Genomic DNA, 20,763 nt, shown 5'->3' on the forward strand with positions numbered 1-20,763 from the left:
GTCGCGGTGAGGGCCATGTTCAGGGCGTCCCGCAGCCGCGGGTGGAAGCGGGCCAGGTCGGGCTCTGCCTGGTAGGCGGCCTGCAGGCTGGGCGAGGGCGTGTCGTACGGCGACAGCGCGCCCGCCAGCACCATGGCCTGGAGGCTGAACAGGGTGCCGCCGCGCTGCGGTCCCGGTTCGGCCGCGTCGACCTGCTGAACAACAACGCGGGCGTCATGTACACCACCGTCGCGGTGGCCGCGCACCCCGGCGGGTCCAGCACCGAGCTCGCCCGCAACACTCCCGCACTTCTCCGGCCCGTGGTCAACGGGCTCGCACCGCTGGTCCTCCAGACCCCCGCGATGGGCGCCCTGCCGACCCTGCGCGCCGCCACCGACCCCGCCGTGCTCGGCGGCCAGTACTACGGCCCCGGCGGACGCAACCAGATCATGGGCCACCCCCGCCTCGTCACCTCCAGCCCGCAGTCCTACGACATGCCGCTCCAGCAGCGGCTGTGGGCCGTCTCCGAGGATCTCACCGGAGTGACGTTCCCCCTCCTGGTCACGAGGTAGTGGCCAGCAGGTCGGCGATGCGCGGGTCGTGCGAGTCGGCCGGCCAGGCCAGCAGCACCTCCCTCGGCGGCAGCCCCGTCACGGGGACGGCGGTGACGTACGGACCGAGCCGGTCGACGGCGCTGTCACCGACGACCGCCAGCAGTTGCCCGGTGACCACCAGGTCGATGAGGGCGTCCAGGCCGACGGGCGGCAGGTGGGACAGGGGCGGAGGCGCGATGCCGAGCCGCTCGGCCGCCTGCGCGAAGTGCAGCGTGTCGGCCACGGCCAGGAAGTATTCGAGCTCGCGGACCTCGATCCGTTTCATGACCCTGAGGGTAATGACCGGTGCCTACTTCATCATCGCGCGGCCCCGCCTGTCATTGCCAAGCTGCTCTTGCCACCCATTCCTGGAAGGAGCCTGTTTTGAGGATCGGCGTCATCGGCACCGGCGGCATCGGGGCCACGCTCACGTACAAGCTCGGCGCGGCCGGACATACCGTACGGGTCGCGACCGTCCAGCATGACCGCGCTGGCGGAGCAGTCAGGCGTCACCCCCGTCCCCCTCGACTCGGTCAGCCGCGCCGTGGACGTCCTGATCACCTCCATCCCCCTGGGCCGCGTGCCCGCCCTGAGGCCGATCACCGACCGCCTCCCGGCCGGCGTCGTGGTGGCCGACACCTCGAACCACCTCCCCCAACGCGACGGCCACATCAAGGACATCGATGACGGAATGCCCCAGGGCCTTTGGATCGAGCGACAACTCGGCCGCCCTGTCATCCGCGCCTGGAACGCCCTCGTCCAGACGACGCTGGCGGACAAGGGCAGACCACCAGGCACCCCCGGCCGCCTCGCCGTCCCGGTCGCGGGCACCGACCTCGCCGCCAAGGAACTCGTCATGACCCTGGTGGACGACACCGGCTTCGACCCCGTAGACGCGGGCACCGCCGAGGACGGGTGGCGCATGCAACCAGGCACCCCCGCCTACTGCACCGACCTGAACGCCGCCCAACTCCAGAAGGCCCTCGCGCTGGCCGACCACGAGATCGCGAGAATCCGACGCGAGGCGATCCTGGCGATCATGAACTCGTGGGAACGGAACGACTCCTTCTTCGACGACCTCGTGGCCCTCAACCGCGCCACAGCGGGTCTGCACCGGCTTGTCAGAGGCCCGGAGTCATGAAGCGGCCATGGTCTGTGCGGTGGGCGGGGGTTTGATGGTGAGCGTCATTCCCCAGTCCGAGTAGCGGACGTCCTTCACGAAGCCGTACCAGCCCTGGCCACCCGTCATGCCCTTGAGCTTGTCACCTTCCGGCTGGCGCCACTTGGACCAGGCCCGCCGTACGAGACCGTCCTTGCCGAGCCACAGCCGCCAGTCGATCTCCCAGTCGGCGTGCTCTTCCTTGACAGAGCCGCCGCGCAGATCCGGCCTGACGTCCCACAGCCGGCGAAACGAGATCGACCCCTGGTGAAGGGTCGTGGGCGAGCCGTCGTACTTCACCGAGGCCTTGGTGCTCGTCGTGGTCGACAATACGGCTCTGAGCACGTCCGGCTCGTCCAAGCGCAGAAAGCCCGTCGCCAGGCGGAATTCGCAAGGATATTTGAGGGTGACCCACTTCCTGCCTTTGGGCAGCTTCTTCTTCGGGTCGTACTGCCAAAGCCGCTTGCCGATGCAGACGACGCGAACACCCGCCTCCCCCAGTTGGTAATCCCAGAGGTCGGTCGCCACCACCTCGCCGTCCCCGAACGCGACGACACCCTTGGTCGGTTGGAACCGCTCCCAGCCTGAGATCGCGTCCGAGTGGAACGTGGTGTATTCGGTGACCCGCACACCGTGCCCTTTGACCAGCTGCCGCTGGATCGCCGCCCCCGGATCCTTGGGGGCGGTGGCCGCGCCGGCGGCGGAGGTGCCGTGAAGTGCCGATGCGGCCACGACAAGGACCACGACCGACGCTCGTCGCTTCATCTGGTGATGATCTCCTCGCAGGATGCCCGGCCCCGCACTGCCACAACCGAGAGGCGACGATCTTCTCACGGACAGATCTCGGCGTGATCACGGCATGACAAGGCCTCCTGTAGGAGGATCAGGGGCAGGCTGATCGGCTGCTCGGGCAGGATGCCCGGCGCGACGGCCCACCAGCCTAGGCGCGCTGCGCGGCGATCGCTCCAGCCACTGCCGTGGACGCGGCCAGCACGGCGAGCGCGGTCACCGCCGCGGCTGCCACCCGGCGGGTCTTCCGGTGCTGCCTGACGTCCTCGCCGTCCAGGTCGTCGGGCGCCTTGCCGTGCAGGGCTGCGGCGAGTTGCACCAGGCAGGCGCGGAACCGTTCATTGCGAAGGTCGCGCTGGTCGTCTTCGGTGACCCAGCTCAGGTCGATCCAGAGCGGCCTCCCTGGATGGACGCCGTGCAGCGCGGACGGGAGCGCCGAGGATCGCTTCACGTCGAAGCGGCCGGCGACGGCGTCCCAGACGAGCGAGCCGCCGGACAGCACCAGATAGAGGGTCTCCACGCTCTTGTGCTTCAGCCAGTAGCGGATCTCGTCATCGACCCAGGGCGAGGCGACGGCCTGCGGCGACAGGAAGACGATGAGGTGGCGGGAGGCGGCGAGCGCGTCCTCGATCGCCCGGTCCAGCCTTGAGGTCGCCGGCATGCTGGACTGGTCGTGGAAAACGCGTAACGCTCGCAGCCGGTACCAGGGTCTGGCCAGATTGTGCAGGGCGTCGCGTACGGCCCGGACGAGGGAGGCGTCCGGCTCCCAGGCGTAGGAGAGGAAGGCGTCGTAGCGTAACGGCCGCTCATCCGCCGGCACCGGCCATCGCCTTGGGGTGGTTACGCCGACCAGTTCGCTGAATCCCGTCGCGTAGAGGTGGATCCGTCGCTGTAGCATGCGCAGCTCGGCGCGGCAGGCAGCGTTGTCCGGCCACTCCGAGTCCGGGGTGCCGGGGTGCGACTGCTCGAATGCGCGGAGCCGTGGATGCCATTTGGCCAGGAACGGCCGTAGCTCCTGGTTGAGCAAGGTGATCGCCAGTTGCTCGACGGTCCGGCCGCTGGGCGCGGAGGGGCGGCTCGCCTTCAGGATTTCGCGTACGGTGGCGAACAAGGCGTGAAGGGAAGAGAGCGCCTCCCTGGTCAGTCCCTGGTCGTCGTCCAGCGGTTGGGTGGACACCCGGGTCGTGGTCTCCACGAACAACTTCCAGGCGACGTCCCTGCCTTCCTCATCGACCACGAACGTCAGCTCGCTCAGCTGCGGGAGCGACAGCTTGACCTTGGTCAGCCGGACCGAGCGGCTGCGGATCTGGCTCGCCACGGCGCCGGCCGCCCCGGCCGCCGCGCCCCCAGTGGCGTAGAAGCCGCGACCGCCGATGTTCGTCAGTTCGAAGATCACCAGACCAGCCAGTGCACCGACGACGGCCGCCGCGATCATGTACATGATTCGCCGGAGCGGCAGGGCGCTTCTGAGGGGCTTCACCGCCACGAAGTGACTTTACCTTCGGTGTCAGACGACAACCAGATGATCGCAGTGGCGAGCCGGCTAGGGCCAAGAGGGTGGCGAACTCGGTGCTTTTGATGGGTCAGCTTCCCCACCAATGCTGCCAGTTCCGGGTCGTCGGGCCACCGTCCGGCGGCCTGGCGCAGGTAGCCGACGGTGGCGCGGGCCTTGGCGGGCCAGCCTGCGTACAGGTCGCGGGTGTGCGGGCTCCAGGACGACGAGGCGGGCCATGTTGGGCGGGTCCTCGTAGGCGGGGTGGACGGCGAGCAGGGCGTGGGCGGGGCGGCGCCTCGTACGTGACGGCTGTGCCGGCGTTGTGCTGCGCGGGCGACATGGTCGCCCTCGCCGGGGTCACGCTGTCGGTGGCCGCTCTGGCCGTGCTTCGGCGCGGAGCGAGGTCAGGCGGTCGGGGTTCGGCCAGCGTACGCCGTGGGCCCACCCCGCCCGCTCGAACCAGCGGATGAGCCGCGCGCTCGGGTCGAGCTGCCCCTTGAGCACGCCGTGCCGGGCGCAGGTCGGCTCCACGTGGTGCCAGTTGTGCCAGCCCTCGCCGAGCGTCAGCAGCGCCACCCACCACACGTTGGACGAGCGGTCCCTGGTGCGGAACGGGCGGTCGCCGAAGGTGTGGGCGATCGAGTTCACCGACCAGGTGACGTGGTGCACCACGGCGTAGCGGACCAGGCCACCCCACAGCAGCGCGCTCCACGCGCCCGCCCACGACATCGACCACAGCCCGCCGGCGGCGGCGGGGAGCGCGAACGACAGGACGACGACCGCCGGGTAGGCGGCGTCGAAGCGCCGTACGTCCTGGTCGTCCAGCAGGTCGGGCACCCAGTGCCGGCGGCTGGAACGCTGGTGGGCGGTGTAGAACCAGCCGACGTGGGCGTGCGCCATGCCGCGCAGCAGCGCGAAGCCGCTGTCACCGTAGCGCCAGGGAGAGTGCGGGTCGCCTTCGCGGTCGGCGTACTTGTGGTGGCGGCGATGCTCGGCGGCCCACAGCGTCACAGGACCCTCGACGGCCATGCCGCCGGCCAGCATGAGCGCGATCCGCAGCGCACGGGACGCCTTGAAGGCGCGGTGGGTGAACAGGCGGTGGTAGCCGATGGCGACGCCGAAGATGCTCACCAGGTACATCACGACCGCGATGACCAGGTCGCGAGGCCCGACGCCCCAGCCCCATGCGGCCGGCACCGCGAGCGCCAGCAGCGCCACGGGCAGGACCACCAGCACGATCAGGTACGCGAGGCGGCGGCCGGTGGTGACCGTCACCGTCTCCGCCGTGGCCGGCCGCTGCACGTTGCCTCCCGGGTGGTCAGGACGATTCAGGCTCCTCATTGAACGGCCACGCCCCTGGCGTGCGGCAATATCCTGAAAGTGACGTAATGATTACTCTGTGGAATCAAAATCATGGACTCCCCTGCCGCGAGAAAAGGGCGTGGGATGGTGATCGCACAACGCGATCATCTCGGTACGCTGCGAAACCAGGCGGAAGGTCCACGGAATGGGTGCTGTCGATCAGGCGACCACGGGCGGCCATCTCGAGCGATACGAGGAGGCGCTCGCCAGGGATCCGATGGCCGCTTTCGGCCTGGTCCGCGAGTGGATGCGGACCGATTGGCGGAGCCTGTTCGCCGAGTTGCGCGAGCGGCGCCCGATCTTCGTCACCCCCGCCTTCACGGTGGTGACCCGCTTCGCCGACGTCGTCGAGGTGCTCGCGCATGAGGAGGTCTTCTCCGTGCGCTCCTTCGGGCCGCGCCTCGACGCCGCGCTGGGCGGCGCCCCGTTCATGCTGGCCAGGGACGCCACGCCGATGAACTGGCGGGAGAAGGGCCTGATGCAGCTCATGCTCGACCCGCAGGACGCGGGCCGGGTGCGCGAGCTGGCCGGCCGGCTCGCCGACGAGCTGCTCGACGCCGCCCCGCGGGACGGGCGCTTCGACGCGGTGGACGGGCTGTTCCGCCCGGTCGCGCTCGGCGTGTGCGCGCGTTACTTCGGCGTGCCGGGCCCCGATCCGCGGACGCTGGGCGGGTGGACGCGGGCCGTCGTCTCCGACGGCTTCGCCAACTTCCTCGGCGATCCGCAGCTCCAGGCCGCGTCCGTGAGCGCGGGCGCGGAGCTGCTCGCCCACCTGCGCGACCGTCTCGCCGAGCTGCGGGCCGGGGACGAGCTGCCCGACGACGTCTTCGCCCGCCTCGTCCGGGCTTCGCCGCCCGGCGTGAGCGACGACCGCATCGTGGTGAACATGGCGGGGCTGCCGCTGGGCTTCGTGGAGAGCGCGCCGGGCGCCATGGTGGAGGCGGTCGAGCAGCTCCTGCTGCGCCCGCGGGTGCTCGCCGAGGCCAGGCAGGCGGCCGCCGACCCCGAGCGGTTCGACCCGTACGTCTGGGAGGCGCTGCGCTTCAGCCCGTTCTTCAAGCTGCTCCCCCGCATCTGCGAGCGCGATCACGTCCTGGCGGCCGGCACCCCGCGCAGCACGGTGATCCCGGCGGGCACGTTCGTGCTCGCGGCGCCGGCCTCCGCCATGTTCGACGCGGACGTGGTGCCGGAGCCCGACGCGTTCCGTCTCGACCGCCCGCGCCACCATCGGCTGTTCTTCGGGTACGGGCATCACGCCTGCCTCGGCGTGCACCTGGCCGGCCCGGTGATCGCCGAGACCGTACGCCGCCTGCTGCTGCGTCCCGGCGTACAGGCGGCCGGCAGCGTCGAACGGTCGCTCGGGATCTTCCCCGACGCCTTTCCCCTCGGCCTCGGGACCGAAGGGCGGGAAGGCTGACCATGGCGCCGAGCAGAGCACGCAGCATCGCCACCGACGGCCTCACCAACCGGGTCAGGTTCCTGGCCCTGACCAGCGGCCGCCCGCTGTGGGACCTCCTGCAGGCGAGCCGGCCGCTGCGCAGCCGGATCAACGCCTCGCTCATCGACCACGCGGTCCGCGAGATGCCGCCGCGCCCCGAGCCGCTGAGCACCATGGCCGGTTACACCTCGTGGGCCTCGCTGACCGACCGCACCTACAGCGGCAGGCACCTGCCTCCCGTCCCCGCAGGCGAGCGGGAGCGGCCCACACCCGAGGCCGCCGCCGCCCTGTTCACGCGTGGCGCGTCAATGATCCCGTGCCCGCGGTCCACGGTGCTGTTCGCGTACTTCGCCCAATGGTTCACCGACGGTTTCCTGCGCGGCGACACCAACGTCCCGCGCGACCCGCGCAAGAACAGCTCCAACCACCACATCGACCTCAACCAGCTGTACGGGCTGAACGACGCGGCGACGACGGCGCTGCGCACCTTCGACGGCGGGCTGCTGAAGAGCCAGCTGATCAACGGCGGCGAGTTCCCGCCCTACCTGTGCGAGAACGGCGCTGTCAAGCCGGAGTTCGCGCCGCTGAGCGTCGTCCGCTGGGAGCGGCTCACCGGCGCGCAACGCGACACGCTGTTCGCGACCGGCAGCGACCGGGGCAACGGCCAGATCGGCTTCACCATGCTCACGGTGCTGTTCCTGCGCGAGCACAACCGGGTGGCGCGGCTGCTCGCTCTGGAACATCCGCGCTGGGACGACGAGCGGCTCTTCCAGACGACCCGCAACATCCTCATCGTGCTGCTGATCAAGCTGGTCGTCGAGGAGTACATCAATCACATCACCCCCTACCACTTCCGCTTCACCCTCGACCCGGCGCTGCCGGCGCGGCTGGACCGTGCGCCCTGGCACCGCCAGAACTGGGCGTCGGTGGAGTTCAACCTCGTCTACCGCTGGCACAGCCTGGTCCCTTCACACCTGTCGGTGGGCGGGCGCGAGCTGCCGATGGCCGAGACCTTCTTCGGCAGCGCGCTGATCCCCGGTCCGGGTCTCGGGCGGCTGTTCGAGGACGCCTCCCGCCAGCGGGCCGGCCGCATCGGGCTGTTCAACACCGATCCCGTGCTGCGGGAGATCGACGTGGCCAGCATCGCCGACTCGCGGGCGCTCGATCTGGCCCCGTACAACGACTATCGCGAGCACTGCCGCTTCCCCCGGGTGCGCGACTTCACGCAGATCTCCGGCGACCGGCGGGTCATCGGCGCGCTGCGCGAGCTCTATCGCGACGTGGACGACGTGGACCTGTACGTCGGGCTGTTCGCCGAGGAACCCGGCTCCCCCGGAGCGATCCTGCCGCCGCTGCTCACCAAGATCATCGCCATCGACGCCTTCTCCCAGGCGCTCACCAACCCGCTGCTGGCTCCCCGGATCTTCAACTCCGCCACGTTCTCCCCCGTGGGCATGCGCGTCATCGCCGGCACCCGCACGCTGTCGGACGTCGTGCACCGCAACACCCCGGAGGACCAGAAGCCCCGCCTGGTCAGCATGTCCCGGCGGACCCGGCCATGAACGAGCCCGACGCCGCGCGGCTGCGCGCCGCGGCTCGCGAGCTGGTCGACGTCGCGCTCACCATCCAGGACGCGGCGGCGCACGCCACGTCCGCGCTCACCGACGTCGCGTTACCGCACGCCCTGCCCGCCTGCGGGGCGCTGCTGCGGGCCACGACGAACGGCCGGGGGCTCGGGTGGGCGTTCACCGGCGGCGGCCCGCTGCTCACCGCCGCCGCCAAGATCGGCGGCCTGCTCGGTGCCGAGAGTCTGTCGGTACGCGTGCTGGCCACGTCGCTGCGGCTGCGCGTCGCGGCCGTGACGATCGCCCACCCCGAGCTGACCGGCGACCCCATGCTGGCGCGGCTCATCGACGCGGCCGCCGCGGACCGGGACCTGGAGGCCGTACGTGCCCTGCGCGCCCTGCTCAAGGAACGTGGCGCGGTGCGCGCGCTCAGCCAGCTCGCCCCGGTCTTCGGCGAGGTGCTCGCGCTGCGCGCGCTCCTGGACGAGAACCCGCTCAACGACGCCACCGCCTGGCTCATCGCGACCGGCAAGGGGTACGCCACCGCCGACCCGATCACCGGGCTGAGCAACAGGGCCATCGCCGTCCTCGACACCGGCGAAGGCGCCGCGCGCCGGGTCGAGCTGAGCGCGGCCGAATCGGCGCTGCTGTGCACGCGGGGGTCGCTGCTCGCTTTCCTGGGCAACATCAGCGCGCTCGGCACCACGGGACGGATCCTCATCCAGAGCGTCGAAGGGCCCGACGGGGTGATCCGCCACGTCCTCCAGGCGCCCGGCATGCGCGCGGGACGTCCCGACGGGGAGTCTCCCCAGGACCTGCTCGGCGCGTTCAGCAGCGCCGTCCTGGCGAGCAGCCCCTACAGCCGCGCCCTGGCCGAGGCCGTCGCCGACTACGGGCTGCCGCCGGAGGCCGAGCTGGCGCTGGTCGGGCACAGCGCGGGCGGAGCGGCGATCATGAACCTGGCGCAGGACGCCGCCTTCTGCGCCCGCCACACGGTCACCCACGTCGTGGCCGTCGGCTCGCCGGTCGACTTCAAGCGTCCCGCCGACCGGCGCACGTGGGTCGCCAGCGTCACCAACCAGCACGACATCATCCCCACGCTCGACGGGCAGGGCGCTGGCACCTGCTTCGACCTGCACCCCGACTGGTACGTCGTGGACTACGGCGATGCCACCCACCTGTTCCCGCTCTGTCACGGCATCGACCACTACCGCGCCAATCTGGCCGACGACCTGCCCGAGGCCCGCGCGGTCATCGACGAGCGGCTCACGCCGTATCGGGGGCGGGTGGTGCGGTCGCAGGCGTACCTGCTGTTCGACCGCCCGCCCGGCCCCGAGGAGTGTCCCTTCCTCGCGGTCCCCACCCGTGCCGTCGCCGAGGGCGGCGTCGAGCTGCCGATCAGGTGCCATGAGGGTGAAGCGCTCACGGCGTACTTCGCGGCGCATCCCGTGGTGGCGGCCGGCCTGCTGGAGGGAGCCGGGGTCGGGCCCGCCGTCCAGGTGGCGGGGCGGGCGCTGGTCGCGGTGCACGTGGCCGCCAACCGGCGCACCAGCGCGGGCGCCTACGCGGAGCTGCAGGTCGGCGTCGTCGTGCCGGGGCCGTTCCGGCGGCGCTTCCCCTTCGTGCCCGATCTGCTGCGGGCGGCTGACCTGCGCCGCTCCGGGAGCTTCCTCGTCGGCACCGCCGTCGATGACCCGGTCGTGCGCGCCCTGGGCTCGCGGTTGTGGGGCGGGGAGACGTACCTGACGCCGCTGACGATCCGGCTCGGGCGCTCGGCTCAGGTCGGCGCCGATCAGATTCTCACCCTGCGCGGGCGGCTCGGGCCCGGGCTGCCGTTGAGCGATCCCGGTATGGTCTCCTACGCCCGGGAGGCCGGTGTGGTGCTGCGGTCCTGCCTACGGACGCGGGGGCCGGCGCGGCTGCACGCGGCTCCCCCGCTGCGGCTGGTCGTCGCGCCGCAGTCCGCCCATCCGCTGGCCGGGCGGCTGCGCGAGCTGGGGCTCGACGGAGCCCGTCCGCTGCTGTGCCTGTCCACCGCCGTCCGCCAGTCGCTCCGGGACGCCGCCGTCCCGGTGCCACGGTGAGGTGCCATGTCCCCCGAGATCAGCGCCCACGCCGAGACCCTCCGCTCGGACGCCCACGCCCTGATCGCCTGCGCCGAGCGGCTGCGCGCGATCGAGGCGGAGCTGCAGGCGGGCGGCGGGGCGCCGGAGTGGCTGCACGCCTCGGTGCGGGCCCATATCGCGGCCTGCCTGGTGGCCGCCGCCGACCTGGAGAGCGCCGCACGCCGTCTGACCCCCTGATCGCCGGCGCATAAACGATTGGACACGGGCAGGGACGCTCCGGGAGCATCCGCGCTGTGACAGATCCGCTCTCCGTCGGAAGCCCGTGAGGTTCATCGAGCTGACCGGCGCCGTCATGACCGCCCTCCTGGACGACGACCTGCTCCGGGCCAGTGCCGAGGCAGGAGCCGGGCTCACCGCGTACTTCCTCACCGATCAGGCGAAGTGGGTCTGGCGCTACCGGGTCAACCAGCTGGCCACGGCCCCGGAAAGCGCGGGGTGGCTCACCAAGGCCGTGGTGGCCGAGCCGGACGGTGTCGTGGTGGGGTACGCCGGGTTCCATGGGCCGCCGGATATATCCGGCATGGTAGAGATCGGCTACTCGGTGGACCCCCGTCACCGCCGCCAGGGGTACGCCAGGACGATGCTGACCGAGCTGATGCGCAAGGCCGCCGCCGCCCCGGAGGTCAGGACCGTACGGGTGACGATCAGCCCGGACAACACCGCGTCCCTGGCCACGATCGCCGGGCTCGGCTTCGCCCAGGTCGGCGAGCAGTGGGACGAGGTGGACGGCCTGGAGCTCGTCTTCGAGGTCCCCGTCTGAACACCTGCCTCGGGTAGGAGTGCAGGACGGCTCCGCGCCGGCGGCGGCACCGGGGAGGGAGCACGCCGCTCAGCCTGCCGGCGCTCCCCCCTGTGACGGTCACGGCCAGGTCGGCGCCGGGTGCGGCAGCGGGCTGGCGCCTTCCGGGCGCAGCCCGTCGAAGATGATCGCGAGATAGCGCCGCCACAGGTCAGGGTCCGGTTTCGCCAGGAACCCGACCGCGTGCACCGGTGCGCAGATGAGCAGGAAGATGTCGGTGCCGATGATGTCGGGCCGGACGGCGCCCGCCTCGCGGGCCCGATCGACCAGCGCGCCGATGCTCTCGTGCAGCTCGTTTCTGAGCCTGGTCACCTCCGAGTCGCCCTCCGTGACCGTCTGCAGGAACGCCAGGTCGTGCTGCTGCTGGTTGCCGCAGGCCACGGTGAGGAACTCCAGCAGCGCCGCCCCTGAGTCGGCCGCGTCGAGCAGCCGCCTGGCGAGGGCCGTGAGCTCGGCGAAGTAGTGGCCGACGGTCGCGACGATCAGCTCCTCCTTCGTCGCGAAGTGCGCGAAGACCGTGCCCTTGGCCACCCCTGCCCGGCGGGCGATGTCGGCCATCGAGGCGTCCAGGCCGCGTTCGGCGAACTCGGCCGCCGCCGCTTCCAGGAGCAGCCGGCGGTTGCGTGCCGCGTCCGCGCGCAGGGGGCGTTCAGGCTTGGTCACGACCGCGATCCTAGCAACTTGACCGAGAGGTCATGTTCTGGGTACGTTCGCCAGACATCTTGACCTATCGGTCATCTTAAGGAGCTGCCTCCATGGAACTGCACGGCGCCACCGCCCTCGTCACCGGCACCAACCGCGGCATCGGCCACCACTTCGCCGTCGAGCTGCTGCGACGCGGAGCGAAGGTCTACGCCACCGCCCGCCGTCCCGAACTCGTGAACGTCCCGGGCGCCGAGGTCCTGGGCCTGGACATCACCGACCAGGGCTCCGTCGACGCGGCCGCCGCGATCGCCACCGACGTCGACGTCCTGATCAACAACGCCGCGTTCACCGCCGGCGGGAACTTCATGACCGGCGACCTCGACGCCATCCGCATGACGATGGACTCGAACTACTACGGCACCCTCGCCATGATCAGGGCGTTCGCGCCCATCCTGGCCCGCAACGGCGGCGGCGCCATCCTCAACGTCCTGTCGGCCGCCGCCTGGACCACGGTCGACGGCAACACCTCCTACGCCGCCGCCAAGTCCGCCCAATGGGGCCTGACCAACGGCGTCCGCGTGGAACTGGCCGCCCAGGGCACGCAGGTCACCGCCCTCGTCCCCGGGCTCATCGCCACCGAGACGATGAAGGAGTTCGCCGCGAACGCCGGCATCGAGTTCCCTGACGGTGTCCTGCAGGACCCCGCCGACCTCGTACGGCTCGCGCTGGACGGACTGGAGGCCGGCGAGATCGAGATCGTCGACCGCATCGGCGCCGACGCCAAGGCGAGCCTCATCGGCCCTCCGAGCACGTTCGACCTGGAGACCGTCGCCGCCTCATACGGCGCCGGCACGCTCGACTGAGGCGGCACCGGCGGGACCGCGCCCGAGCGTACGATCGAGCGCGATCCGCGTGAGCCACCCCAGACCGGCCGTGAACAACGGCGGCCACACCACCGGCCCGAAGCTGTAGCCGACCACCACCACGAGCGGGATCCACCCCCGGTGCACGACCTGGTACAGCGGCCCTCCTGGCCGCGCCCCGGCCAGCCGCACCACGTCGGGCAGCACGAAGAACGCAAGGGCGGCGGCCGTGGTCGGCAGGCCGTACTTCCAGCTCTCAAAGATCGCGAACGCCGCGAGGAACAGCCCGAGCGCACCCCAGGCGACCCTCCGGCCCAGCCCGGCCCGCGGCGGTAAGTCGTTGCCCACCCCGTCATCCTAATGTCGCGAGCTGGCATACTCTGTCCGATGCGTTTGTGGACGGTTCAGCACCGACTCGTGCTCCAGTCGCTGGAGGACCACGGGGAACTGGCCGGAGACTGGGCCAGGGTGCTGAGCCCCTCGTACCGTCCCGCGTACGAGGAGATGGTGGCGGAGATGGCGCGGCGCGGCATCGACTGCTCGGGCCGGCCGCCCCTGTGGGCCTGGCTCGGGCCGGACACCCGCGACGACCGGGTGGCGCTGACGGCGGAACTCCTCCTCAACCCTCAGAGCGAAGAGGATTACGGCCGTTATGTCGTCTTGGACCTGGACGCGCCGGAGGAGTTCGTCGTCCTGAGCTCCTATGGGCGGTGGAACGACTACCTGGAGGCCGTCTTCCTAGGGGACGGTCCGCCGCGCATGGACTGGTCGATCGACCAGGACGAGCTCGGCGAACAGGCCCAAGCCCGTGTCCAGGCGTGCCTTCCGCGCGTGGCGGGCTCATGGGTCATGAGCACCCGCCCCTTGCGGCCGTCGTCACTGGACGAGCCGGAAGAGGCCGGCTCAGGGCTGACCCGTTAAGCTCGCGGGCATGCCGGACACCCAGTACGAAGATCTGCTCCGCCACGTGCTCGACACGGGCGCCCGTAAGAACGACCGCACAGGCACCGGGACGCGGTCGATCTTCGGTCACCAGTTGCGCTACCGGCTGTCCGACGGCTTTCCGCTGGTCACGACGAAGAAGGTGCACTTCCGCTCCGTCGCGTACGAGCTGCTGTGGTTCCTGCGCGGCGACGGGAACGTCACGTGGCTGCAGGACAACGGCGTCACGATCTGGGACGAGTGGGCGGGGCCGGACGGTGAGCTCGGCCCGATCTACGGCGTGCAGTGGCGGTCGTGGCCGACCCCCGACGGCGGGCACATCGACCAGATCAGCGAAGTGCTGCGGGCGTTGCGCGACAATCCCGATTCCCGGCGCATCATCGTCTCCGCGTGGAACGTCGCCGACATCCCGCAGATGGCGCTGCCGCCCTGCCACGCGTTCTTCCAGTTCTACGTCGCCGACGGCAAGCTGTCCTGTCAGCTCTACCAGCGCAGCGCGGACCTGTTCCTCGGCGTGCCGTTCAACATCGCGAGCTACGCCCTGCTGACGCACATGATCGCCGACCAGGTGGGGCTCGGCGTCGGTAACTTCATCTGGACCGGCGGCGACTGCCACATCTACGACAACCACGAGGAGCAGGTCCGTACGCAGCTCGCACGCGAGGCGCGGCCGTTCCCCACGCTGAGCCTGAAGCCGGCGGACAGCCTGTTCGACTACACCTACGAGCACCTCGTCCTCGACGGCTACGACCCGCACCCCGCCATCAAGGCACCGGTGGCGGTGTGATCGGGCTGGTCTGGGCGCAGTCGGCGAACGGCGTCATCGGCCGCGACGGCACGATGCCGTGGCACCTGCCGGAGGACCTGAAGCACTTCCGCTCCCTCACCGCGGGCGCGACCGTGCTCATGGGCCGCCGCACGTGGGAGTCGCTGCCGCCGCGGTTCCGTCCGCTGCCGGGCAGGCGCAACCTCGTGCTGTCGCGCACGCCGCAGGAGGGCGTGGACACCTTCACCGACCTGAAGGAGGCGCTCGCCGCGGCGTCAGGGGACGTGTGGGTGATCGGCGGCGCGGCCGTCTACCGGGCGGCGCTGCCCCTGGCCGACCGCATCGTGGTCACCCAGATCCGGGAGCCCTTCGAAGGGGACACACACGCGCCGGACGTGGGACGCGCGCCCGACTCCGTGGGGGCGTGGCAGGAGTCGTCGACCGGCCTGCACTACCGGTTCCTGAGCTGGAGCTGAGCTCAGCGTCGTCCGCCGAACTCCCAGGCGTGGACCTCGACGCCGGCGTACCGATCCGGGTCGAGGAGCGTGCGTGCCGCCTGTCGATCCGTCGCCCGGATCAGGGCCGCCGTGCCCAGCCAGGTGCCGCCGTCGTCGGACAGCAGCGGCCGTAGGCCATCAGGTCGTCCCACCGGCCGGGCGGTGACTCCTCGGCCTCGCCCGCGCCGAGGCCGTCCACGAGCTTCTCACGGAGGGTCGCGGAGCCGGGGCGGTCACGGTGACGGCAGAAGAATTCCATGTCGCGCTCGATTATCGTCCGTACGGGCGGCGTCCTGCGATGAGTTATCCCGCTCCGAGGGGTCTCAACGTCCGAGGACATCATGACGAAAGGTACGGGAGGCGGCTCATGAGCGTCATTCCTGGAGATCGCAGGACTTTCTACCAGCTGCTGGGCAACACCGTGCTGGTGTCGGTGGTCAACAGCACGGCGTGGTTCGCGATCACGTTCTACGTCTACCTGCAGACGCGGTCGGTCTTCGCCACGGGCGTGATCTCCGGCATCTTCCTGGTGATGACCGCCTTATCCGGCATCTGGTTCGGCAGCCTGGTCGATCACCATGCGAAGAAGACGATGATGCAGGCGTCGGCGCTGGCCTCGCTCCTGCTGTACGCCGGGGCGCTGGGCATCTACCTGGCGGTGCCTGAGGAGACGTTCACCGATCCGGGCAGTGTCGTCCTGTGGGTGATGGTCGTGCTGCTGATGGTCGGCGTCATCGTGGGCAACATCAGGACGATCGCGCTGCCGACCCTGGTCACCCTGCTGATCCCCGAGGAGGGCCGGGATCGCGCCAACGGGCTGGTCGGCAGCTCGACGGGGGTGAGCTTCCTGGTGACGTCGGTGTTCAGCGGGGCGCTGGTGGCGATCGGCGGCATGTACTGGGTGCTCGTCCTGAGCCTCGCGGTCCTCGCGGTCGCTCTGCTGCACCTGGCCGTCGTCCGCGTACCGGAACGCCCGGAGGTCTCGGATGACGCGCCGAAGCGGTCGGTGGATCTTCGCGGCACGATGCGGCTGGTCGGGGAGGTGCCGGGGCTGACGGCCCTCATCCTGTTCTCCGCCTTCAACAACTTCCTCGGCGGCGTCTTCATGGCGCTGATGGATCCTTACGGGCTGTCGCTGGTGCCCGTGCAGGTGTGGGGGCTGCTGTGGGGTGTGCTGAGCACCGGGTTCATCGCCGGCGGCCTGCTCGTCTCACGGACCGGTCTGGGCCGTAACCCGGTGAAGGTGCTGCTGCTCGTCAACCTCGTCCTGTGGGGAGTCACACTGCTGTTCCCGCTGCGGTCGTCGATCGTGCTGCTGGCCGTCGGGATGTACGCGTACATGCTGCTCGTCCCGTACGCGGAGGCCGCGGAGCAGACGATCCTGCAGAAAGTGGTCCCCTATGAGCGGCAGGGGCGGGTCTTCGGGTTCGCGCAGAGCGTGGAGCAGGCCGCGTCCCCGCTGACCGCGTTCCTGATCTCCCCGATCGCCCAGTTCGTCGTCATCCCGTTCATGACGGACGGCGCGGGCGCCAGGACGATCGGCGACTGGTTCGGCACGGGCACCGACCGGGGTCTCGCCCTCATCTTCATGGCGGTCGGCGTCATCGGCCTGATCGCCACCGCCGTGGCCCTGCGCAGCCGCCCGTACCGGCGGCTCAGCCACCGCATCACGCTACCGGCGGACCCCGAGCCGAGCCGGCCTTGATTGTCGGTGAGGGTGGCCATACTGCCGTCGTGATCACTGATCTTCAGCAGTTACGCCGATTTCCTGCGGCATCGCCCCCATCTCGCTGAGGCCACCTGCTGGACCGTCGTACAGCCTGTCACCGACTCCCTGACCGTCGAGGCCATCGCCGAGCGTCTCGGCGGGCGCGCCGAGGACCTCGAGTACTCGGTGACGCCTGGCCGGAGCTGCGTGCGCAGCTCAAGGACATGATCGCGTGAGCTCTGTGGCGGGACGGGTGCGGGGCCGTCCGGCCCCGGTCACCCCCCTGGCGGATCCGTCACGTGCGTGCCCGATCACCGTCCTGGCCGCCGCCGATGATGGCCTCGGCGGCATGCTCGGCGATCTCGGCCGGGCTCGCCCGCAGCAACGTGTTGATCAGGCGGAGATTGACGGGCCGGCTCTCCTCGAGGTCGGGGCCGGTGATGCTGGCCGTCTGCGGGGCCGTGCCGGTGAAGGTGACTCTCATGCGCCAGTGGTGGCGCTCGACGGCGACCACGGGGCCGGCGCCGGACGCCACCTTCCATCCGTGGCGGCGCGCGCGTCGGGTTAACGCCTCAGGATGCATGTGATTGTCTTCCTCGTCGTCGTGGTGGACGCGGCGGGGGAGCGGGTCACGCTCCCCCGCCTGCGTGCGGGCAAGAGGTCCGGGTCGAACGCGATACCCCCGTCGTCGGTGGGTGCACCGGGCACGCTCGTGTCGTGCCCGGCCTCGGGACGCTCGGGAAATGCCGGACGACCGTACGCCTGCGCGGGCGACGGTGCCGGGGGATGGCCACTCCCCCGGCCATGGAAGGGATCGGCCGGGCGCGCCGCGATCGCCGGCGGTCGTGCCGCCGTGGGGGGCTTGCGTGCGGCCCGTTGCTTGCACCTCGATTCGGTGACCTCCCCTGCGACTTCGCTGGTACGTACGAGAATCCGGTGGCCGGTTCCTCGCACCTTCCCTAAATGGGATGGAAGTAGCAGGGCCGATGGTTCCCATCCGCGCAATCTTGCCGTGACAACCTGAAGAAGACCTTACGGCTGGATCTGCTGCCGCTGAGCCGCCCCGCAGGACAGCGGGGCGGCGGCCATTAGAGTGCGGGCACTGGGGTGCGGCCACCAGGGCGACGAGGTCCTCGATCCGGACGACCTCCCCGCCCGCCCCCAGTCGCCCTCGGGGAACTCGTCGATGTGCACCCAGGCGGCGGGGCCGGCGAACCGTCGGAGAGGCACTGCTCGATCGGCCAATCCCTGGAACGCATCGGCGAGTGGTGGACCCCGCTGATCGTGGGCGACACCGCGCGACGGCGTCCGGTCACGACTTCAGGGCGATCTGCTTCCTCGATCTTCCGGGGTACACGACGACCAGGTGCTCCTCCTCTCCTCCGTCGCTCACCCGTACGTACACGCGCAGCCGGTAGCGGCCCTTGCCCTTGATCGCGAGGTTCGGCATCGGGGCGCCCGCGCCCACTTCTCCTCCGTCCTTCTCCGGAACCTGGAGCGTGCCGCTGCGGCTGGTGATCGCAACCTCATGCACCGAGTCCCACCCGGCGGTCCGTGGCGGCGGCGCCTTGCGGAACGCCTTCACTGTGATGCACACGTCGCTGACGTCCGCGACGTGCCCGACGAGCACCGTGCCGGGGGTGACCCCGAGCCCGGTCGTGTTGCCCTCCTTGTAGAGCTCGTCCATCGCGTCCTCGCCCGTTCCCTCGTCGTTGGCGGAGTCGGTGACCACGTAGCCGGGGTCGCCGTCGACGAACAGGAAGTAGTTGGCCGTGGCCTGGACGACGCCCCTGCTCCGGGGCCACGGGTCACGGCATCTGGCGTTCTTCTCGGCGATGTAGTCGCGCTCGTCCGCCTTCAACTGCTCGGAGGAGCGCAGCAGGTGAGGCTGGGTTTTCGCGACGATCTCGGGGCAGACGTAGACGAGGTCCCAGCCGTCGACGCCCCAGGCGGCCCGCGCGCTCCCGGCCTGCCGCAGGAGCGCCTCCTGCTCGGTACGGTCCTTCGCCCGGCACAGCTCCCGCCCGTACGCGAGGACGGCCTGGTCCGGCATGCTGTCAGGGAACATGGGTGGCTGCCCGTAATCCGTGCTGCGCGCCAGGCACAGGAACGTGGGCTCGCGTTCCTCGGGTTTGAGGTCGCGAAGCTGGGCCGGCCGTAGCAGTCCGGCGACCCGCCGTCGAAGGTGTGACGCGCGTTCTGCTCGGGCTGGATCATTACGACCATCGGCACGACGAGCATGGCCGCCAGCGCGACGCGATGCCCCCACCCCCGCCGCCGCGAGGACGCGGCCACCGGATGACCGTCCGCGACGGGCATCTCCCGCGCGGTCGCCGCGTTCCACACGACGCCGAGGAGCCCCAGCACGTGGCTGACGACCATCGACGTCGGCCAGGCGCTGGTGAGCGGCTCGAAGAAGGTGCCGATCGGGAAGTTGAACGCGAAGGAGGTCAACGACAACCAGCCCGCGATCAGCGTGCCGCGACTCCACCGGCCGTCGCGCCACTGCCCGGCGACCGTGAGAACGGTCGCCGCGACACAGACCGCGATGTAGATCCACCAGGCGACGTCGTTCCAGTCGAACTCCCAGATGTCGAGTTCGTCGAGCAGGTCCTCCACCATCACCAGGATCTGGATCGCGAACATCACCCCGGCCGCCGCCCGCAGCACGCGCGACCGCCAGCGGATGACGAGCAGGAGGAGGACGTCGATCGCGCCCCACATGACGAGCTGAACGACCGCGCCGACCTCGTCGGGCAGCACCGCGAACGGCCACCACAGGATGAGGCTGTACGCCACCGCCAGGTCGCAGCGGTCTTCCTGGCCGCCCCGATCTTCACGTACGGCGACGGCTCGTCACGCTTCGCCGCGACATCACCTGATCAGGCGGACGACGCGGCCGATCTTCTTGCGAGAATAAGCGGGCTCACGCGCGTTGGTCCGTGCCAGGATGGAGCGCGGCGAGGGTCCCGGAACCGAGGAGCATGGATGCCTGCTGCTGACATGAGCGACCTGAACGACGTCTCTGACGGCAGCGGGCTCTGGTCCGCACCGACGACCCTGCGGGCCCTGATCGGGGCCCAGCTTCGGCGGCTGCGGGAGGCGCAGGGGGTCAGCCGCGAGGAGGCCGCGTTCCTCATCCGGGGGTCCAACTCGAAGATCAGCCGTATGGAGGCGGGGCGCACCGGGTTCAAGGCGCGCGACGTGGCCGACCTGCTGACCCTGTACGGCGTCACCGACGACGGCGCGCGGGCCAGCCTGCTCGCGCTGGTCGAGCAGGCCAACGCGCCGAGCTGGTGGCAGGAATACCGCGAGGCGATCCCCGACTGGTTCGAGCCCTTCCTGGGGCTGGAGCAGGACGCCTGCCTCATCCGCGCCTACGAGGTGCAGCTGGTGCCCGGCCTGCTGCAGACCGAGGACTACGCGCGGGCGGTCATCACCCAGGGCGCCGAGAGCGCCGGGAGTCACAGCGTCGAGCAGCGGGTGGCGCTGCGGATGCGCCGCCAGCGCGTCCTGACCAGGGACGATCCCGCACGGCTCTGGGTGGTGCTGGACGAGGCCGCGCTGCACCGACGCGTCGCCGGCGAGGCGATCATGCGCGCCCAGTGGGAGCACCTGACGAAGATGAGCGAGTTGCCGCACGTCACCATCCAGGTGCTGCCGTTCACCTCCAGCGCCTGCGCCGGCGGGCTCGGCCCGGTGACGATCCTGCGCTTCCCGCAGCAGCAACTGCCCGACGTCGTCTACATCGAGCAGCTCACCACGGCCCAATACCTGACCAAGAGCGCCGACGTGCTGCCCCACCACGCCCTGATGGACGAACTGGGCCTGGCGGCGCTGCCACCCGAGCGGACCGCCGGCTTGCTGCGGGAGCTCGCCGCCGCGAAGACGGGCTGAGCGGCGGTCGAGGCTGACAGGCGGCCGGCACCAGCGGCGTTCACCGGCTAGATCGCTGATGTGAAATTGGTTAGTGGTCGTAGGCGGTCAGGGACCGTTTCACCGGTGCGTCGGTGTTCCAGTTGTGCCAGATTGCGGCG

Annotated in this window: 22 protein-coding genes and 3 pseudogenes; 13 read left to right on the plus strand and 12 right to left on the minus strand. The window is 70.6% G+C overall.

The features are described from left to right. Positions 1–50: 50 nt before the first annotated feature. Both ABZW11_RS31225 and ABZW11_RS31230 read right to left on the minus strand, forming a co-directional pair. Positions 51–437, minus strand: a pseudogene (locus tag ABZW11_RS31225) (hypothetical protein); the annotation flags it as partial. Between the two features lie 313 nt (positions 438–750). Next, a pseudogene (locus ABZW11_RS31230) lies at positions 751–858 on the minus strand (LysR family transcriptional regulator); the annotation flags it as partial. A gap of 20 nt (positions 859–878) precedes the next feature. Here ABZW11_RS31230 and ABZW11_RS31235 point away from each other — a divergent pair. Then, positions 879–1,010: pseudogene (locus tag ABZW11_RS31235) on the plus strand (hypothetical protein); the annotation flags it as partial. Positions 1,011–1,053: 43 nt separating this feature from the next. Beyond that, a complete protein-coding gene (locus ABZW11_RS31240) occupies positions 1,054–1,713 on the plus strand; it encodes an NADP oxidoreductase (RefSeq protein ID WP_355424848.1) in 660 nt (219 codons plus the stop codon). Here the strand turns inward: ABZW11_RS31240 and ABZW11_RS31245 are convergent. The 4 genes from ABZW11_RS31245 to ABZW11_RS31260 form a co-directional block, all read right to left on the minus strand. Further along, positions 1,708–2,496, minus strand: coding sequence for a hypothetical protein (locus ABZW11_RS31245; protein ID WP_355424784.1), 789 nt, complete (start codon positions 2,494–2,496; stop codon positions 1,708–1,710). The genes ABZW11_RS31240 and ABZW11_RS31245 overlap by 6 nt on opposite strands. A gap of 175 nt (positions 2,497–2,671) precedes the next feature. Beyond that, positions 2,672–4,006 (minus strand): toll/interleukin-1 receptor domain-containing protein, encoded by a 1,335-nt coding sequence (locus ABZW11_RS31250; protein ID WP_355424786.1) that lies wholly within the window; start codon positions 4,004–4,006, stop codon positions 2,672–2,674. Then, positions 3,997–4,212 (minus strand): hypothetical protein, encoded by a 216-nt coding sequence (locus ABZW11_RS31255; RefSeq protein WP_355424845.1) that lies wholly within the window; start codon positions 4,210–4,212, stop codon positions 3,997–3,999. Before ABZW11_RS31255 ends, ABZW11_RS31250 begins: the two co-directional genes overlap by 10 nt. Positions 4,213–4,372: 160 nt before the next feature. Beyond that, complete coding sequence (locus tag ABZW11_RS31260; RefSeq protein WP_355424789.1) at positions 4,373–5,317, minus strand: acyl-CoA desaturase; 945 nt, start codon at positions 5,315–5,317, stop codon at positions 4,373–4,375. A gap of 205 nt (positions 5,318–5,522) precedes the next feature. On the opposite strand from ABZW11_RS31260, the gene ABZW11_RS31265 reads away from it, so the two are divergent. The 5 genes from ABZW11_RS31265 (at position 5,523) to ABZW11_RS31285 (ending at position 11,266) form a co-directional block, all read left to right on the plus strand. Then, a complete protein-coding gene (locus ABZW11_RS31265) occupies positions 5,523–6,794 on the plus strand; it encodes a cytochrome P450 (protein WP_355424792.1) in 1,272 nt (423 codons plus the stop codon). A 2-nt stretch (positions 6,795–6,796) separates the two neighbouring features. Continuing rightward, complete coding sequence (locus tag ABZW11_RS31270) at positions 6,797–8,377, plus strand: peroxidase family protein (RefSeq protein WP_355424795.1); 1,581 nt, start codon at positions 6,797–6,799, stop codon at positions 8,375–8,377. Further along, positions 8,374–10,464: a hypothetical protein gene (locus ABZW11_RS31275; RefSeq protein ID WP_355424798.1), complete on the plus strand. Its 2,091-nt coding sequence runs from the start codon at positions 8,374–8,376 to the stop codon at positions 10,462–10,464. Before ABZW11_RS31270 ends, ABZW11_RS31275 begins: the two co-directional genes overlap by 4 nt. Before the next feature lie 6 nt (positions 10,465–10,470). Then, positions 10,471–10,683 carry a hypothetical protein gene (locus ABZW11_RS31280; protein WP_355424801.1) on the plus strand — a complete coding sequence of 71 codons (213 nt, stop codon included), beginning with the start codon at positions 10,471–10,473 and terminating at the stop codon, positions 10,681–10,683. A gap of 85 nt (positions 10,684–10,768) precedes the next feature. After that, entirely contained in the window at positions 10,769–11,266 is a 498-nt protein-coding gene (locus tag ABZW11_RS31285) for a GNAT family N-acetyltransferase (RefSeq protein WP_355424804.1), read from the plus strand. A 99-nt stretch (positions 11,267–11,365) separates the two neighbouring features. Here ABZW11_RS31285 and ABZW11_RS31290 read toward each other — a convergent pair whose 3' ends face one another. After that, complete coding sequence (locus ABZW11_RS31290; protein WP_355424807.1) at positions 11,366–11,968, minus strand: TetR/AcrR family transcriptional regulator; 603 nt, start codon at positions 11,966–11,968, stop codon at positions 11,366–11,368. Positions 11,969–12,060: 92 nt separating this feature from the next. Between ABZW11_RS31290 and ABZW11_RS31295 the strand changes: the two genes are divergently transcribed. Continuing rightward, a complete protein-coding gene (locus ABZW11_RS31295; RefSeq protein ID WP_355424810.1) occupies positions 12,061–12,813 on the plus strand; it encodes an SDR family NAD(P)-dependent oxidoreductase in 753 nt (250 codons plus the stop codon). On the opposite strand, the gene ABZW11_RS31300 is transcribed toward ABZW11_RS31295, so the two are convergent. Beyond that, positions 12,787–13,161 carry a DUF4260 family protein gene (locus ABZW11_RS31300; RefSeq protein WP_355424813.1) on the minus strand — a complete coding sequence of 125 codons (375 nt, stop codon included), beginning with the start codon at positions 13,159–13,161 and terminating at the stop codon, positions 12,787–12,789. The two genes, ABZW11_RS31295 and ABZW11_RS31300, sit on opposite strands and share 27 nt — an antisense overlap. A 39-nt stretch (positions 13,162–13,200) precedes the next feature. Between ABZW11_RS31300 and ABZW11_RS31305 the strand changes: the two genes are divergently transcribed. The 3 genes from ABZW11_RS31305 to ABZW11_RS31315 are packed head-to-tail and all read left to right on the plus strand — an operon-like array spanning position 13,201 to position 14,997. Next, positions 13,201–13,734, plus strand: coding sequence for a hypothetical protein (locus ABZW11_RS31305; protein ID WP_355424816.1), 534 nt, complete (start codon positions 13,201–13,203; stop codon positions 13,732–13,734). 10 nt (positions 13,735–13,744) lie between these two features. Then, positions 13,745–14,542, plus strand: a complete 798-nt coding sequence (locus ABZW11_RS31310; protein WP_355424818.1) for a thymidylate synthase — start codon at positions 13,745–13,747, stop codon at positions 14,540–14,542. Next, positions 14,539–14,997: a dihydrofolate reductase gene (locus ABZW11_RS31315; RefSeq protein ID WP_355424821.1), complete on the plus strand. Its 459-nt coding sequence runs from the start codon at positions 14,539–14,541 to the stop codon at positions 14,995–14,997. Before ABZW11_RS31310 ends, ABZW11_RS31315 begins: the two co-directional genes overlap by 4 nt. A gap of 2 nt (positions 14,998–14,999) precedes the next feature. Here the strand turns inward: ABZW11_RS31315 and ABZW11_RS31320 are convergent, their stop codons facing one another. Further along, on the minus strand, positions 15,000–15,170 hold the full coding sequence (locus tag ABZW11_RS31320; RefSeq protein ID WP_355424824.1) for a hypothetical protein: 171 nt from the start codon (positions 15,168–15,170) through the stop codon (positions 15,000–15,002). 215 nt (positions 15,171–15,385) lie between these two features. Here ABZW11_RS31320 and ABZW11_RS31325 point away from each other — a divergent pair, with 215 nt between their 5' ends. After that, a complete protein-coding gene (locus tag ABZW11_RS31325; RefSeq protein WP_355424827.1) occupies positions 15,386–16,723 on the plus strand; it encodes an MFS transporter in 1,338 nt (445 codons plus the stop codon). Between the two features lie 298 nt (positions 16,724–17,021). On the opposite strand, the gene ABZW11_RS31330 is transcribed toward ABZW11_RS31325, so the two are convergent. The 3 genes from ABZW11_RS31330 to ABZW11_RS31340 all read right to left on the minus strand — a co-directional run bounded on the left by ABZW11_RS31330 (position 17,022) and on the right by ABZW11_RS31340 (position 19,525). Next, positions 17,022–17,261: a hypothetical protein gene (locus ABZW11_RS31330; RefSeq protein ID WP_355424830.1), complete on the minus strand. Its 240-nt coding sequence runs from the start codon at positions 17,259–17,261 to the stop codon at positions 17,022–17,024. Positions 17,262–18,038: 777 nt separating this feature from the next. Beyond that, the gene (locus ABZW11_RS31335) at positions 18,039–18,587 is read right to left on the minus strand and encodes a hypothetical protein (RefSeq protein WP_355424833.1); all 549 of its coding nucleotides are present in this window, start codon (positions 18,585–18,587) and stop codon (positions 18,039–18,041) included. After that, positions 18,584–19,525, minus strand: a complete 942-nt coding sequence (locus tag ABZW11_RS31340; protein ID WP_355424836.1) for a hypothetical protein — start codon at positions 19,523–19,525, stop codon at positions 18,584–18,586. Before ABZW11_RS31340 ends, ABZW11_RS31335 begins: the two co-directional genes overlap by 4 nt. A 189-nt stretch (positions 19,526–19,714) precedes the next feature. Here ABZW11_RS31340 and ABZW11_RS31345 point away from each other — a divergent pair, with 189 nt between their 5' ends. Then, positions 19,715–20,623, plus strand: a complete 909-nt coding sequence (locus ABZW11_RS31345) for a helix-turn-helix transcriptional regulator (RefSeq protein WP_355424839.1) — start codon at positions 19,715–19,717, stop codon at positions 20,621–20,623. The last annotated feature ends 140 nt before the right edge of the window (positions 20,624–20,763 follow it).

Source organism: Nonomuraea sp. NPDC004580 (genome assembly GCF_040609855.1).
GTDB lineage: Bacteria > Actinomycetota > Actinomycetes > Streptosporangiales > Streptosporangiaceae > Nonomuraea > Nonomuraea salmonea.